Raw genomic sequence first — 13,642 nt, 5'->3', positions numbered from 1 at the left:
CCCCGAGTAGGTCGGAGTACCCGTGAACGATCCGTTGTTGGGCAGTCGAAACCGGGAGGCCCACGCCGCCGCCCTCGCGGCCGCGGCCGCCGAGGTGAATCGCTATCTCGTCGGTCGGACCACACCCCGCTCGTCCGTGTCACCGGCGACGCTGGCCGCCCAGACCGCCGCCGTCGACCTCACCACACCCCTGGGCACACTGGACAAGGCGCTCGACGAAGTCCGCTGCCTGTACCTCGACCATGCGGTCGGCTACCACCACCCGCGCTACCTCGCCCATCTCAACTGCCCGATCACCATCCCCGCCGTCGCCGCCGAAACGCTGGCGACGTCGGTGAACACCGCAGTCGAGACGTGGGACCAGGGCACCTCGGCATGCCTGATCGAGCAGAGGCTCATCGACTGGGTCACCGGCCTCATCGGGTTCGCGTCCTCCGAAGACACCCCCGACCACCCGGACGACTCCCACCGGACACGCGGCGCCGGTCCTGACGGCGTGTTCACCACCGGTGGTACGGCCTCCAACCTGCAGGGTCTGTTCACCGCCAGGGAGGACCGCCTCAGCAGGCCGGGGCCCGGGCGGCGCACCGGTAGCGACGGGGCCTCCGATCGGGGCGCGCGACTGTCGCGCCTGCGCATCGTCACCGGCGAACACGCCCACCTCAGCGTGGTCAAGGCGGCCCGCCTGCTGGGACTCGCGCCGGACGCCGTCATCACCCTGCCCGGCGACGGCGATCGCATGGACCCCGCGACCCTGGACCGGACCCTGTCCGCACTGACCGACGCCGGGGACGAGGTCGCGGCGGTCGTCGCGCTGGCCGGTACGACCGACCACGGAGCGATCGACCCACTGCGGGAGGTCGGTGGGATCTGCCGCCGCCACGACGTCTGGCTACACGTCGATGCGGCCTACGGCGGCGGGCTCCTGGTCTCCCCCACGCGCCGGGACCTGCTCGACGGGATCGAGCTCGCCGATTCGGTGACGGTGGACTTCCACAAGACCTTCTTCCTGCCGGTGGCCGCCTCGGCGCTGCTGTTGCGCGACGGTTCGGGCTTCCGCCACTCCACCGTGAGCGCCGACTACCTCAACCCCGCCGACGGCGAGGACCACGCAGTGGACAAGTCCCTGCAGACCACCCGCCGTTTCGACGCCCTCAAACTGTGGATGACGCTGCGGGTGATGGGCGCCGACGGCATCGGCCGCTTGCTCGACGGAGCGATCGACGTCGCCGCCCGGATCGGCCGGACGATCGACGCCGACCCGGAACTCGAGCTGGTGCGCCGCCCCGACCTGTCGACCGTGCTGTTCCGACCCCGCCCCGCTGCGGTCGCCGGCGACGAGTCCGACGCCCTCGTACGTCCCGTCCGCGACGCGCTGTTCGCGGAGGGCCGTTCCGTGGTCGCGGCGACGGTGGTGGACGGCAGGCCCTGCCTCAAGTTGACCGTGCTCGACCCGTACCTGCGCGACGAGGACGTGGACGCCGTACTGGCCGATGTCCGTGACGCCGCGAGCTACCTCGCCGAGGGGATGCGACAGGCCACGACCGCGGGGGTACTGACATGAGCGCGAGCGCCCACCACGCCCGGAGACCCCCGCACCCCGAGCACGTCCACGACCTGCTCGGCGTCGGTATCGGGCCGTTCAACCTCGGCCTGGCCTGCCTGTCCGAACCACTCGGACTCGACGCGGTCTTCCTCGACGCCCGCGATGGCTTCGCCTGGCACCACGGGCTCATGTTCGACGACGCCACCATCCAGGTCCCGTTCCTCGCCGACCTGGTCACGTTGGCCGACCCCACATCGCCGTACTCGTTCCTCGCGTACCTCAAAGAGATCGGGCGCCTGTATCCCTTCTACATCCGTGAAGACTTCCAACCGCTCCGTGCCGAGTACGACGCCTACTGCCGATGGGCCGCGGACCGGGTCCGCGGAGTGCGGTGGGGACGGGAGGTGGTCGACGTCCGACGGGAAGAGGGGAACGACGACGAGTCCCCCGTCTACCGGGTCACCGCCATCACCTCCGAGGGCACCGAGACCTATCGCGCCCGACACCTGGTGCTGGGGATCGGCACCACGCCCTGGACGCCGATCGAGGTGGACCCGCTCGACGGTGGCGACACCGTGGCTCTCCACGCCTCCGACTACCTCCACCGGCGGGAGGATCTGCTCTCACTCGGGTCGGTGACCGTGGTGGGCAGTGGCCAGTCGGCTGCGGAGATCTACCACGATCTGCTGTCCGCCACCGGGGCGGCCGGCCCGCGGATCGACTGGGTGACCCGCTCGCCGCGGTTCTTCCCGATGGAGTACACCAAGCTCACGCTCGAGATGACCTCGCCGGAGTACATCGACCACTTCCACGCGCTGCCCCCGGACCGACGAGACCGGATGCTGCGGGAGCAGCGCTCGCTGTACAAGGGCATCGATGCCGAGCTGATCAACCAGATCCACGACCTGCTCTACCGCCGCTCGGTGCAGGGCCTCGGCACCGGGCTGCTGGCGGCCGCCACGGCCCTCGACGGTGCCCGCCGGGAGGCCGACCCCGCCACCGGTGCCGCCCTGCGCCTGGACCTGCACTGCACCGACACGGGCAGGCCGTGGACCCACCACACGGAGGGGCTCGTCCTGGCGACGGGCTACTCCCCCACGCCGCCGCGGTTCCTCGACGGGATCGCCGACGAGATCGACCGGGACGAGCGGGGCCGCTACCGCGTGGCCCGCGACCACACGGTCGATCGCGCGCACTCGTTCATCCACGTCCAGAACGCCGAGGAGCACACCCACGGGCTCACCGCCCCGGACCTGGGCATGGGCGCGATGCGCAACAGCATCATCCTGCGCGGCATCTGCGGCCGCGAGGTCTACCCGATCGAGTCCTCGATCGCATTCCAGCAGTTCGGCGCCCCCGCCGCCCGGCACCAGGAGGCACGATGAGCCCCACCCGCACCAGCACCACCTGCACCAGCACGTTCCACTCCCCCGCCGGGTTGGTCACGCTCGAGTCCCTGACCCTCGACGCCGACACCGTCCACACCCTCCACGCCTGGTTCGATCACCCCGGTTCGGCCTACTGGGGACTGCGGGGCACGACCCCGACGCAGGTCGAGGCGTTCCTGTCCGACTGGTCGGCGAGTCAGCACCGGTCGTTGCACATGGTGCGCATCGACGGCCTGCGCGTGGGCCTGGCGGTGTTCTACGACCCGGCCGCCGTAGAACTCGTCGGTCGATACCCGCACGAGCCCGGCGATCTCGGGATGCACCTCCTCGTCGCGCCGACCCGCACCCCGGTACCCGGGACCTCCGCGGCCGTGATGGGTGCGATCTGCGCGACCGCGTTCGAGGTGCCGTTGTCCGGGAACTCACCGGCCCGCCGGGTCGTGGTGGAGCCCGACATCCGGAACACCGCCGTGCACCGGCTCAACGCCCGCGCCGGCTTTCGCGAGGACGGCCCCGTCGACCTGCCCGACAAGACGGCACTGCTCTCCATCTGTAGCGCCGACGAGTTCCGCGGTTCGGAGCTCGGCCGCGTGACGAGGTCGGTCTCGTCGTCGACCCCGTTCCCGGCGCTGCCGTCGCCGACCGGCATCCACGCCCACGCCCATCTCACCGGTCACGCAATGCGCCGCGCGCACCGCCACCTCTGTGCCAAGGCGCTGGCCGAGTTCTCCCATGAACGACTCCTGGCGCCCGTCCGCACCACCGATACCGACACCGACACCGACGCCGGCCCCGACACCTACGAGGTGCGCGCCGGCGACGAGCGGTGGACGTTTCGAGCGCGGGTGTTGCCGCTGGAGCACTGGGCGATCGACGAGGCCACGCTGCGCCGCGAGGTCGACGGCGCCCCGACCGAACCGGACGCACAGGAACTGGTCATCTCCCTCGCGCCGCACCTGGGGATCCCCGAGTCGCTCGTGGGCATCTACCTGGAGGAGATCGCGGCCACGCTCGGCTCGGCGGCGTTCTGTCTACATCATCGCGATCGCCCCGCACAGCAGCTGGCGGAGGCGGGCCTGCAGGAGGTCGAGGGCGCGATGACCGAGGGGCACCCCGGATTCGTCGCCAACAACGGCCGCGTGGGCCTGGGGCTGTCCGACCGTCACCGTTACACGCCCGAGGCCCCGTCGACCGTCCGGCTGGTGTGGCTGGCCGCCCGCCGCGGACTCAGTCATCTGGCCACCGTTGCGGGCCTCGACGAGCATGAGCTCTATGTGCACGAGTTCGGCGCCGACACGCTCGAGCGTTGCGATGACCGGTTGCGTTCACTGGGGCTCGACCCCGCCGACTACCGCATCCTGCCCGTGCACCCGTGGCAGTGGGAGCACGAGGTCGCGGTGGCGTTCGGCCCCGATCTCGCCCGCCACGACCTGGTCCACCTCGGCGAGTCCGACAGCGAGTACCGGCCACAGCAGTCGGTGCGCACCTTCTTCGATGTCTCCCACCCCGAGCGCGGCTACGTCAAGACCGCTCTCGCCGTGCAGAACATGGGGTTCACCCGCGGCCTGTCGCCCAAGTACATGCGCGACACCCCGGCGGTCAACGACTGGGTGGCCGGGGTCGTCGCCTCCGATCCGGTGTTGCGCGCGCTGGATTTCCAGATCCTGCGCGAGGTCGCCGCCGTGGGATACACCGGCGACGCCTATCACCGGGCGGCCGCGGCCGGGATCTCCGACGAGGGCCCGCACACCAAGATGATCGCGGCACTCTGGCGCGAGAGCCCCGTGCCCCGACTGACTCCCGGAGAGCGGGCCGTCACGCTCGCCTCGATGCTGCACGTGGACCTCCACGGGCGGGCCCTCGCCGTCGAACACCTCGAGCGGTCCGGCCTGGACGCCCGCACCTGGCTCCGGGCGCTGCTCGACGCCTACGTGGTGCCCGTGGCGCGGTGCCTGCTCGTGCACGGACTGGTGTTCATGCCGCACGGCGAGAACGTCATCGTGGTGATGGGTCCCGACCACACGGTGCGCCGGGTGCTGTTCAAGGACATCGGCGAGGAGGTGGCCGTCGTTCGCGACCGCCCCCTGCCGGCGCGACTCGAGCGGATCCGCCACGTGGTGGACGCCGAGACCGGCGCGCTGAGCGTCCACACCGACGTCATGGACGGGGTGCTGCGCCACCTCGCCGCGGTCCTCGACGTCGCCGGGGCGCTGGACGCCGATCAGTTCTGGGACGAGACGCGGCAGTGCCTGGAGACCCTGGGGCCCGGCGCGGGAGGTCGCGGCGGCGGAAGTCGCGGTGGCAAGGGGAACGACAACGAGGACGACGACGACAACGAGGTGCACCGTCCCACCTGGGAGGCGCTGTTCGCTCCGCGATTCAGACATTCGTGCCTCAACCGACTGCAGCTGCGGAACACCCGGCAGATGGTGGACCTGACCGATCAGGCCGGGTCGCTGCAGTTCGCCGGGACGCTGGCCAACCCTCTCGTCGCCGGGTCGTCATGCGCGAACGACACGCAGGAGCACTCGGGGCGGGACACCCGGCCGGACGCCGGGGCGGTGACGGTAGCGTCGACGCCGTGAACGGACGGGAACTCCAGAAGTGCGCCGCGATGCGGGCCCGCGAACTGCCCGCATCGACTCTGGAGTTCCCGTTCGGGCCGGGCGTCGACGTGTTCAAGGTCCGCGGGAAGATGTTCATGTTCCACACAACCGTCGACGGCGAACGCCAGGTGATCCTCAAGGCGCTGCCGTCTGATTCGATGTCGCTCCGCGATGCGCACGCCGACATCACGCCCGGATACCACATGAACAAGCGGCACTGGATCTCGCTGCACCCGGGCGGATCCCTGGACGCGGACATGGTGTCCGAGCTGGTCACCGAGTCCTATCGGCTCGTGGTCGCCGGCCTGCCCAGGACGCAGCAGCCCGTCGAGCCGCACGCGTTCGGCCGCGGGCAGCGGTAGCTTCCGGCACCCCTACCCGGGATTCACCCGGCCCCTCGCCCCTCGGTCGGGCGCGGGGCGGGGCGCGTCTCAGTTCCCCGGCGTCAGCGAGGTCTCGGCGAGAGAGCCGAGCCGATCGCCCACAGAACCTTCCACCGACTCGGTGGCCGACCCTGTGTCCAGTTGATCCTCGAGCGAGTTGCCGACCAGCGGCACGCCTGAGACCACGGCACCCACGGAGCCCGCGACGTCACCCTTGAGCAGTGAATCCGCAGACGCGGCCACCGGGTTGAGCACCATGCAGACCACGCCGACCGGAACCTGCAACGGCGCCCCCATCAGGTTGGCGGCGGCGCCGACCGCGGACCCGATGTTGCACGCGAGCGTGGCGGTGGACCCCAGCGGACCGGAGGCGTAACCGGGCAACGACCCCGTCACGGAACCCGGCAGCAGCTCGCCTGCCTCACCGAGGTAGTCGCCCTCGGTCTCGGACGATCCCGTGAAGGAGTTCGAGCTGGTTGCGCCTGAACTCTGCGCAGTTGCGGCTCCCGTCGACATGACGACTAGCGCGGCAGCGACCGCTCCGGCACAGGCAAGAGTCTTGGACATGGAACGCCTCCGAGGTGTGGGTCCACGGGGCATTCACCCCGAACGATAAAAAAGAGTGGACCACAGATCAGGCCGAGGTGGGCTCCCGTTGCTCCGGAGCCCCTGCACCAAGATCCTCTGAAGTGACCCTTGCCGGTGCGAACCTACTTTCGTATACTAGAACACAAGTTCGATGCCGGGTTAGCGACGACGGAGGGGGTGGGTGGATGCAGGAGGACGCGGATCGCGCGGCCGCTGGCCCCGCCTCCCCCGCCTCGCCCGGTTCGTCTGGTTCTCCCGGTGCCTCGAGTTTGTTGTCGGGTCTGCGGGCGGCGGTGCGTGCGGGTTGGATGGGCGAGAATCGTGCGGCGGCACGCCGGTTCGTGGCGTGTTACGAGTTGTTCCTCGAATGCCAGCGCCGGGAGGAGTCCGGGGCGGGCGCCGGTGAATGCCGACCCGGGCATGCGGTGGTCGATCCCATCGACGTCGCGACCGGGTACGTGGTCGCGGCGATGGCGATCTCGTCCCGGCGGGCCACCACCATGATCTCCTTCGCCTTCGACCTGCACACCCGGTACCCGGCGATCCTGACCGCGATGGCGCAGGGGCGTCTGGACCAGCGCGCCGCCGAGGTGCTCGCCTCCCAGATGGCCACCGTCCACGTCGACGTGCTGGATCTGGTGCAGCAACAGGTCGTCGACGAGTACCTCGCCGCGATCGAGGGCGGGATCCGCCTGGGCGAGAAAGTCATCCGCAGCAACGTCGATGCCATCATCGCCGGCTACGACGCCAATGGCATCCGCCTGCGCCGCCAGGAAGCCGCCCGCACCCGCGGGGTACGCGTGAACAAAGGCATCGACGGCATGTCCACCATCTCGGCGATCCTGGCAACCGAAGAGGCCGCCGTCCTGGCCGAGGCCCTCGACCACCGCGTCGCCGACCACCGGGCCACCGACGCCGCAGCTGCCGCCGACGCCGCCGCCAACGCCCGCGATGGCGACGGTGATGGTGAGGCCGCCGGTGAGGTCGACGATTACTCCCTGGCCGAACGCCGCGCCGACGCGTTGATGTCTCTGGTGTGCGGCGACGTCGGCCCAGGCGGCGCCCGCAACGGCTCCGACACTGCAGCCCACCCCGGCCAGCCGGGTGCCGCGGGCCAGTCCGCCATCGCGGGTGCCGGGGTGGCGCCGTTGCGGCCACGGGTCACCGTCATCGCCACCGGCAATCACGCCCGCGACGACGGCGGAGCCCGGGTGGAGTTCGCCCGCACCGGCCAGGCCGCCCTGCAGTCCCTGCTCGACATGCTCGCCACCAGCGACGGGGCCACGTTTGAGGCCGTCGATCCCCGGATCGGGGCCGCCGACGACGCCCGGGCCGCCCTGACCTATCGGCCCGGCGCCGACCTGGCCCGCCGCATCCGACTGCGCGACGGCACCTGCCGCCACCCCGGCTGCGCGATCCCGGCCGAGGCCTGTGATCTGGACCATGTGGTGCCGTTCGATCACACCGACCCCGAGCGTGGCGGGCACACCACCGAGGCCAACCTCGCCGCGATGTGCCGGCGCCACCACCGGTTCAAGACCTTCTCCGACTGGCGCTACCACCTCCACCCCGACGGCACCCTGACCGTGACCACCCCCGAGGGCTCGACCATGCTCACCCGCCCCTCCGGCCCACTGGCCGACTACCGACGCGAACACGCCCACACCGAGACCCGCGCCTGGGCCCGTCAGCAACGCCGCACCCCCCACCCCACCGGCGACGAACGGGCCGACGCCGAACCGACCTACTGGTCCCGCCGCGCCGCCCGCCACCGCACCGAACGTGCCCGCACCGCAACAGGGGACACCGCCGCCACCACCGACACGATCCCCACCCCACCGGCCGAGTCCAGCCGCTGGTGGGACCGCAACGCCCCACACGCCAGCGCCATCGAATTCGGCATCCGCACCCTCCTACTCGACCACCACCGCCAACGCCTCGACGACATCATCGACCCACCACCCTTCTAACGACGCAGCCGGAAGCCGGGCAGTCGGGCCCCGCCATGAGATGCAGTCGCCCATCAGTCGCGTATCTCCCCCGACCCGCGGGACTTGGGGGATGGTGAGGACATGATCGCGATCCCGACCAGCCCGTCCGAGAATTCGCTCGCCGATGTCATGCCGTCGATCGCCGCCGCCTTGGGTACCGGCTTCCGCAGCCCGCTGGAGATAGCCCCCACGAGCGATGCGGTGCTCGTACTCATCGATGGCCTGGGGGCCGAACTCATCCGCCAGCACGCCGAGGCGGCTCCCACCCTCGCGGCGACGACCAACCGAATGATCTCTGCCGGGTTCCCCGCGACGACGGCCACGAGTTTGACGAGCCTCGCGGTGGGCGCCCCCTGCTCCAAGCACGGCATCGTGGGATACAGCTTCCGCATGTCAGACGACTCCGGCGCCCCACCGACGTCGTTCAATCCGCTGCGGTGGACTCTCGAGTCGTCAAGCGGCCCCTCGGCGTTGGATCGCTTCCCGCCCCGGCAGGTCCAGCAACAGCCGAGCCTGCTCGAGTTGTTGGCAGCCGACGGGGTCGATGTCACCTACGTCATGCGTGAGGACTTCCGTGATTCCGGCCTGACCCGAGCGGCGTTCCGGGCGGGAGGCGACTACCTCCCGGCGAACTCACTTGACGAGATCCGCCAGGGAATCCTGGACACCTTCAGTCAGCCGTCCCGCGCCCGACGATTCGCATACGCCTACTTCGGCGACCTCGACCTCATCGGCCATATCCACGGCCCGGGATCATCCCAGTGGCTTCAGTCCCTGCGCGAAGTGGACAAGTTCGTCACGGACCTCGCCACCGATCTCCCCCGCGACTGCAAGCTCCTGCTGACGGCGGACCACGGAATGGTCGCCGCTGAGACCGTGATCGACATCGACGCGACCCCAGCGCTCCTCACCGACGTCGAGGCAGTGGCCGGGGAGGCCCGGGTTCGTCATGTCTATGCCCGCCACGGGGCGGCGCGGGACGTCCTGCACTCGTGGCGGGCACAATTGACCGACCTCGCCCGGGTCATCAGCCGCGAGCAGGCCCTCGTCGAGCAGCTTTTCGGCCCAGACCGCGACCACGCCGACCGCCTCGGGGACGTCATCGCCATCGCGACCGGCGGCGTTATTCTCGCGCGGCCACAACTCGAGAAGATGGAATCCTCCCTTCTCGGTCATCACGGGGCCAACACCGCGGCCGAGCAGCACATCCCACTTCTCGTGCGATAACTACTGTCCGGCCCGTCGCGGGTTCAGCAGCTCACGAGGGCGGACGGATCACTAGTTGTGTCCAGCCATCGCCCGTAGGCCGGCGGGCCCGCTGCCCGCACGTCGCCGCACAGCTCCTGCCTCGTATAACCAGACGGCTGGTAGACCGCGTAGATGACGTTGCCGTTCTCGTCCCGGGGGCGCAGCGACGGGCACGCCATGTCCGTGCGGAGGTACGACGATCCGGGGTACGTGGCCAGTGCGGAGGAGATCTCCTGTGCATAGGCGCCGGGGGTGACGGCGGAGTAGAGCACCACGATCCCCCGCCCGTCGCAGAGTGGCCTCGTCATGGGCGTGGACAGGCCGAGGTCTCCCGTCGACACCTCTGATCGCGGGCACTCGTCGAGAAGCCGCGACAGTTCGGCGGGCATCCCGTCACTCTCCGCGTCGTCTGCGCAGATACCCGAGGGAATGCTGGTGTACCGGCTCCATGCCCCGTCGACGCGGCCGACGATGTACTGCGTGTCGCCGGCCGGTTCGCCGGGCGGAACATAGACGTGGGCGAGCGCCCAGTCGCCCAGACATCGGTCGATGTTCACATTTCGACGGGCTATTCCCGCTTCGCCCGAGATTTCGTCGGGGTCGCAGGCGGTCACTCCAGCCGGGGAGATCGGCACGCCGTCCTCGTTCGAACCCGTGGGGGTGGTCCGCGGCGTCGAGGGCTCGATGGTGGTCGACCTGGGGGCAGGGGCTGCAACCGGCCGGTGTTCGTCGGATGCGAGGAGGTACCCGACGATGCCTGCGAGGGCGATCAGCAGTACCACGATGAGCACCCCCGTCGCCCAGACCAGTGGGCTGCGTCGCGGGACCGACGGAGGTGTTCCATACGGGGCGTGCCCCCATCCGTCGTCGCTCCAGCCAGATCCGTTGGGCGGACTACTCATGGTCACCACCGTTGACGGGGCCGGGTAACCGACCTATCCGATCTGAATGGTGGTTACTTTATTCGGCTCGGCGTCGAAGAATCTTCGATTCGGTTCGGCCCGGCGCGGAACCAGCCGTCACGCCCCGCGCGTCATACAGGTTGCAGGAATGAAACAGCGCCGGGGTACGGCCATCACGACAGCAGGGCGGGTATGAAGACGACGACGAGGACGACCACACCTCCAGTGCGCTCGCACCGGGATGAGCTGAACCGGTTCGGGGACGCATTGTCGTCGAAGCGGGGCTCGCGATGACCGGGCCGCTGCACGTCGCACCGGTCGAATTGCACGATCTGGCCGGGCGGATCGATGGATACTGCGTCGACGTCGGTGAGATCGCACCGGAGGTCTCGCTCACGGCCGCGGCCGCTGTCCTGGGAGAGAGCAGGGTCGCTGCCGTCACGCGCAAACTCGCCTCCCGGTTGGGCGAGTCGACCGACAGGCTGAGCTCCGACCTGTCCGCGGCAGCAGACCGACTTCGGAACGCTACCGACGCGATCGTCGACTCGGATGTCCACAACGCGACGACCTTCGGCGGGAGGTGACCCGGTGTCCGTGCGCCTGAGCGAGGCCCTCTCCTGGCGACTGGACGCGGTCGAGTCGCAACTGACCGCGGTTCGTGCCGGAGTCGCCACCACGAGCGACGTGGCGGATCTTCTGCGGGACGACGTGGAACGAACACTCGACGAGATGCGGGGTCACTCCGTCGAATCGGCGCGACTCGCTCTCGGCGACCTGCGGAGAAGGTCCTTCGCGGTCGGGGACGACTTGCGTAGTACCGCCGACACGTTGTCGTCGTTCGCTCGGGCCGCGGCGTTCCACCGGGACCGGTTGGCCGTGGATGTGGAGTCCGTTCATCAGAGGGGTGGTGCAGTCGGAGAGGACGGGACGGTGACGCCCCCGGCAGCTGCGGAGTCTGCTGTCGAGGAAGAACTCGACGAACTCGGAAAGTCGATCATAGCCACGCTGCGGGCGCTCGACTCGCTCGATGTCGAGACGTCCCGGGAGCTCGCTCTCCTCAATGAGTCCATTGCGTTCTACGGTGACAACGCCGATCCGAGGACTGCGATCGCAGGGTTGGTCATGGGCGCCATGACGCAGCCGCTCGGAGCCCTCATCGACGCGAGCGACGATGGGTTGCGGGGCACGCGGCTCGTGGCGAAAGTACTGGGTCCTTTCGGGAACGCACTCGGGTTCGTCGCCGGAATCGCAGGAGCACCGGACGACGAGCGGATGTCGGAGACGCTCGCCGCCGAGGGCGGCGGACTGGTCGCGGGGTTGTTCGTGGGCGCTGCGGCCGGCAGTTTCATCCCCGGTGCCGGGACTGTCGCGGGCGCCGCGTTCGGACTCCTCATGGCGAGCGGCGCCGGTTACTTCACCACCGTCGCTATTCGGAATCACTTCGATGACGAGCGAGAAGGCGGCTGATCAGATGACTCATGTCAGGACCACCCACGGAGTCACAGCCGAGATGGCGTGGGAATACCGCGTGGCGCAGAATCCCCGGTGGATCTGGGTGCTGTCGGCACCGCTGTTCCTCGCGCTCGGAGTGGAGACCAGCGCAGATTTCTTTCACGATCCGGGCCGGGCAACGGTCTCGTCCCTGGCCGGCGCAATCACGATGTTCTCCCTGTTGGGGCTTGTCCCGGTCGTGGGTGGGTTCGTCTATCTCAGTCCGGCCCGACGGCTCAAGGAGCCGACCGGACCGATTCCCACGGTCACCCTTGCACGCTTCCATGTACCGACGCTCGTCGGCGTTGTCGCATTGGCCACCTTCGCGGCACTCGAGTACCTCGAACCCCACATGACGCTCGGCTCACGATTCGCACCGCCGCGACTGCTCGTGACGGCTGTCGGGTTGTACGGATTCGTTCTGTTGTCGTTTCTCCTCGCCGGGCATCGGCACCTACTGCGTTTCACCCCGGAAGGGTTGGAACACCACCGCGGGCGCTTCCGCACGACCATTCCGTGGACAGAGGTACTCGACGTCAGGGCGATCGGCGACGCGAACCTCAAGCACGGCGGCGGCTCCCGGATTTACTACGCGAACAGGCGCAACCTACGGGCCGGGGTACAGGTGTCGGTGCGAGACGAGGTCCCGAGCCGCGGAAGGGGGAAGCGATTCCGGTTCAACGGCGTCGACGTGATCAATATCGATTGCTCCGGGTACAAGATCGACCCCAATACCCTGATCAATGCCATTTACCTGCTGATCGAGAACCCAGAGCTGCGTCCGCTGCTGGCCACGCCCTGGGGTGCTGAACTGTTCGTCGGTCCGGGATGGAACACCCGCCGGAAGATGCGCGTCGGGGACCGCTGGGAGCGCGGTACCGGAGAGATCATCCGCGCCGGCGAGGAAAGCGCCCGATGACGACGCTCCCAGAATTCCTGCAGATTCACGGCTGCGTCCTCGAACCGCTGGAGGAGCCGTCACTGAGAAGCCTCGACCCCGGCGACGGCTGGCGGTTGGTCGAGCAGAACGAACCGGTCGGCAACGCCGCGGTGTGGGTGCACCCGGGCCTGGGCAGGGAGGGTTTCCAACCGACGGTCGTGGTCTCCACTGCGAGGATCAGACCGGCTGTGGACTGCACGACGGTCCTCGACAGGCTCGCCGATACTGCGGCGGTTCTCGGCGGGTGGCGGCTACGGGCGACACAGCGGGTGAAGGATGCCCGAGGCCGGTGGGTCGCGGACACCCTGGGCGAGTTCCGCGTGGGCGACCATGAACTCACAGCCTCCACGATCGCCACCGTGTGGCGCGACGACGGAGGCGACAGCGGCGAAGGAGTCGTCAGCGGAGACACCGCCTGCGAATCGGGAGGTGGGGCGACGGTACTGCGCCAGGTGGTTGTGACGACATTCGCCGACCAGTTGACGAGTCATGCGGAGGTCTTACGCGCACTGGATTGACCTCCGACCGCGGCGAGCCGGTGGCCACGTCTACCGGATGC

Annotated in this window: 12 protein-coding genes; 10 read left to right on the top strand and 2 right to left on the bottom strand. The window is 69.4% G+C overall.

Annotated elements, in window-relative coordinates; genetic code table 11:
- Nucleotides 1-22 precede the first annotated feature (22 nt).
- Genes AC3DE3_RS13870 through AC3DE3_RS13855 form a run of 4 tightly spaced genes read left to right on the top strand, consistent with a single transcriptional unit; the run spans nt 23 to nt 5,902 of the window.
- Nucleotides 23-1,564, top strand: a complete 1,542-nt coding sequence (locus AC3DE3_RS13870; RefSeq protein ID WP_488370382.1) for a pyridoxal phosphate-dependent decarboxylase family protein — start codon at nt 23-25, stop codon at nt 1,562-1,564.
- Nucleotides 1,561-2,931 carry a lysine N(6)-hydroxylase/L-ornithine N(5)-oxygenase family protein gene (locus AC3DE3_RS13865; RefSeq protein WP_260487175.1) on the top strand — a complete coding sequence of 457 codons (1,371 nt, stop codon included), beginning with the start codon at nt 1,561-1,563 and terminating at the stop codon, nt 2,929-2,931. Before AC3DE3_RS13870 ends, AC3DE3_RS13865 begins: the two co-directional genes overlap by 4 nt.
- Nucleotides 2,928-5,519: a GNAT family N-acetyltransferase gene (locus tag AC3DE3_RS13860; protein WP_488370381.1), complete on the top strand. Its 2,592-nt coding sequence runs from the start codon at nt 2,928-2,930 to the stop codon at nt 5,517-5,519. Before AC3DE3_RS13865 ends, AC3DE3_RS13860 begins: the two co-directional genes overlap by 4 nt.
- A complete protein-coding gene (locus tag AC3DE3_RS13855) occupies nt 5,516-5,902 on the top strand; it encodes an MmcQ/YjbR family DNA-binding protein (protein ID WP_488370380.1) in 387 nt (128 codons plus the stop codon). Before AC3DE3_RS13860 ends, AC3DE3_RS13855 begins: the two co-directional genes overlap by 4 nt.
- Nucleotides 5,903-5,971: 69 nt before the next feature.
- On the opposite strand, the gene AC3DE3_RS13850 is transcribed toward AC3DE3_RS13855, so the two are convergent.
- Nucleotides 5,972-6,490 (bottom strand): hypothetical protein, encoded by a 519-nt coding sequence (locus AC3DE3_RS13850; RefSeq protein WP_488370379.1) that lies wholly within the window; start codon nt 6,488-6,490, stop codon nt 5,972-5,974.
- A gap of 329 nt (nt 6,491-6,819) precedes the next feature.
- Here AC3DE3_RS13850 and AC3DE3_RS13845 point away from each other — a divergent pair, with 329 nt between their 5' ends.
- Both AC3DE3_RS13845 and AC3DE3_RS13840 read left to right on the top strand, forming a co-directional pair.
- Nucleotides 6,820-8,481, top strand: a complete 1,662-nt coding sequence (locus tag AC3DE3_RS13845; RefSeq protein ID WP_488370378.1) for an HNH endonuclease — start codon at nt 6,820-6,822, stop codon at nt 8,479-8,481.
- A gap of 102 nt (nt 8,482-8,583) precedes the next feature.
- On the top strand, nt 8,584-9,729 hold the full coding sequence (locus tag AC3DE3_RS13840) for an alkaline phosphatase family protein (protein ID WP_488370377.1): 1,146 nt from the start codon (nt 8,584-8,586) through the stop codon (nt 9,727-9,729).
- A 23-nt stretch (nt 9,730-9,752) separates the two neighbouring features.
- Here the strand turns inward: AC3DE3_RS13840 and AC3DE3_RS13835 are convergent, their stop codons facing one another.
- A complete protein-coding gene (locus AC3DE3_RS13835; RefSeq protein WP_488370376.1) occupies nt 9,753-10,652 on the bottom strand; it encodes a hypothetical protein in 900 nt (299 codons plus the stop codon).
- Nucleotides 10,653-10,942: 290 nt separating this feature from the next.
- Here AC3DE3_RS13835 and AC3DE3_RS13830 point away from each other — a divergent pair, with 290 nt between their 5' ends.
- The 4 genes from AC3DE3_RS13830 to AC3DE3_RS13815 are packed head-to-tail and all read left to right on the top strand — an operon-like array spanning nt 10,943 to nt 13,601.
- A complete protein-coding gene (locus tag AC3DE3_RS13830; RefSeq protein ID WP_488370374.1) occupies nt 10,943-11,236 on the top strand; it encodes a hypothetical protein in 294 nt (97 codons plus the stop codon).
- A 10-nt stretch (nt 11,237-11,246) separates the two neighbouring features.
- A complete protein-coding gene (locus tag AC3DE3_RS13825) occupies nt 11,247-12,119 on the top strand; it encodes a hypothetical protein (RefSeq protein ID WP_488370373.1) in 873 nt (290 codons plus the stop codon).
- Nucleotides 12,097-13,062, top strand: a complete 966-nt coding sequence (locus AC3DE3_RS13820; protein ID WP_488370372.1) for a hypothetical protein — start codon at nt 12,097-12,099, stop codon at nt 13,060-13,062. Before AC3DE3_RS13825 ends, AC3DE3_RS13820 begins: the two co-directional genes overlap by 23 nt.
- Nucleotides 13,059-13,601: a hypothetical protein gene (locus AC3DE3_RS13815; protein ID WP_488370371.1), complete on the top strand. Its 543-nt coding sequence runs from the start codon at nt 13,059-13,061 to the stop codon at nt 13,599-13,601. The genes AC3DE3_RS13820 and AC3DE3_RS13815 overlap by 4 nt, the downstream gene beginning before the upstream one ends.
- Nucleotides 13,602-13,642 lie beyond the last annotated feature (41 nt).

Source organism: Dietzia sp. IBK-p2-16D (assembly GCF_057773085.1).
The sequence above is the reverse complement of the archived record's forward strand: the minus strand, read 5'-3'. Positions and strand labels throughout refer to the sequence as shown.

What these genes read in the sequence shown, in the direction of transcription:
- AC3DE3_RS13865 (WP_260487175.1), top strand. Translation starts at nt 1,561, where the DNA reads ATGAGCGCGAGCGCCCACCACGCCCGGAGACCCCCGCACCCCGAGCAC.
- AC3DE3_RS13860 (WP_488370381.1), top strand. Translation starts at nt 2,928, where the DNA reads ATGAGCCCCACCCGCACCAGCACCACCTGCACCAGCACGTTCCACTCC.
- AC3DE3_RS13850 (WP_488370379.1), bottom strand. Translation starts at nt 6,490, where the DNA reads ATGTCCAAGACTCTTGCCTGTGCCGGAGCGGTCGCTGCCGCGCTAGTC.
- AC3DE3_RS13845 (WP_488370378.1), top strand. Translation starts at nt 6,820, where the DNA reads ATGGGCGAGAATCGTGCGGCGGCACGCCGGTTCGTGGCGTGTTACGAG.
- AC3DE3_RS13840 (WP_488370377.1), top strand. Translation starts at nt 8,584, where the DNA reads ATGATCGCGATCCCGACCAGCCCGTCCGAGAATTCGCTCGCCGATGTC.
- AC3DE3_RS13835 (WP_488370376.1), bottom strand. Translation starts at nt 10,652, where the DNA reads ATGAGTAGTCCGCCCAACGGATCTGGCTGGAGCGACGACGGATGGGGG.
- AC3DE3_RS13830 (WP_488370374.1), top strand. Translation starts at nt 10,943, where the DNA reads ATGACCGGGCCGCTGCACGTCGCACCGGTCGAATTGCACGATCTGGCC.
- AC3DE3_RS13820 (WP_488370372.1), top strand. Translation starts at nt 12,097, where the DNA reads ATGACGAGCGAGAAGGCGGCTGATCAGATGACTCATGTCAGGACCACC.
- AC3DE3_RS13815 (WP_488370371.1), top strand. Translation starts at nt 13,059, where the DNA reads ATGACGACGCTCCCAGAATTCCTGCAGATTCACGGCTGCGTCCTCGAA.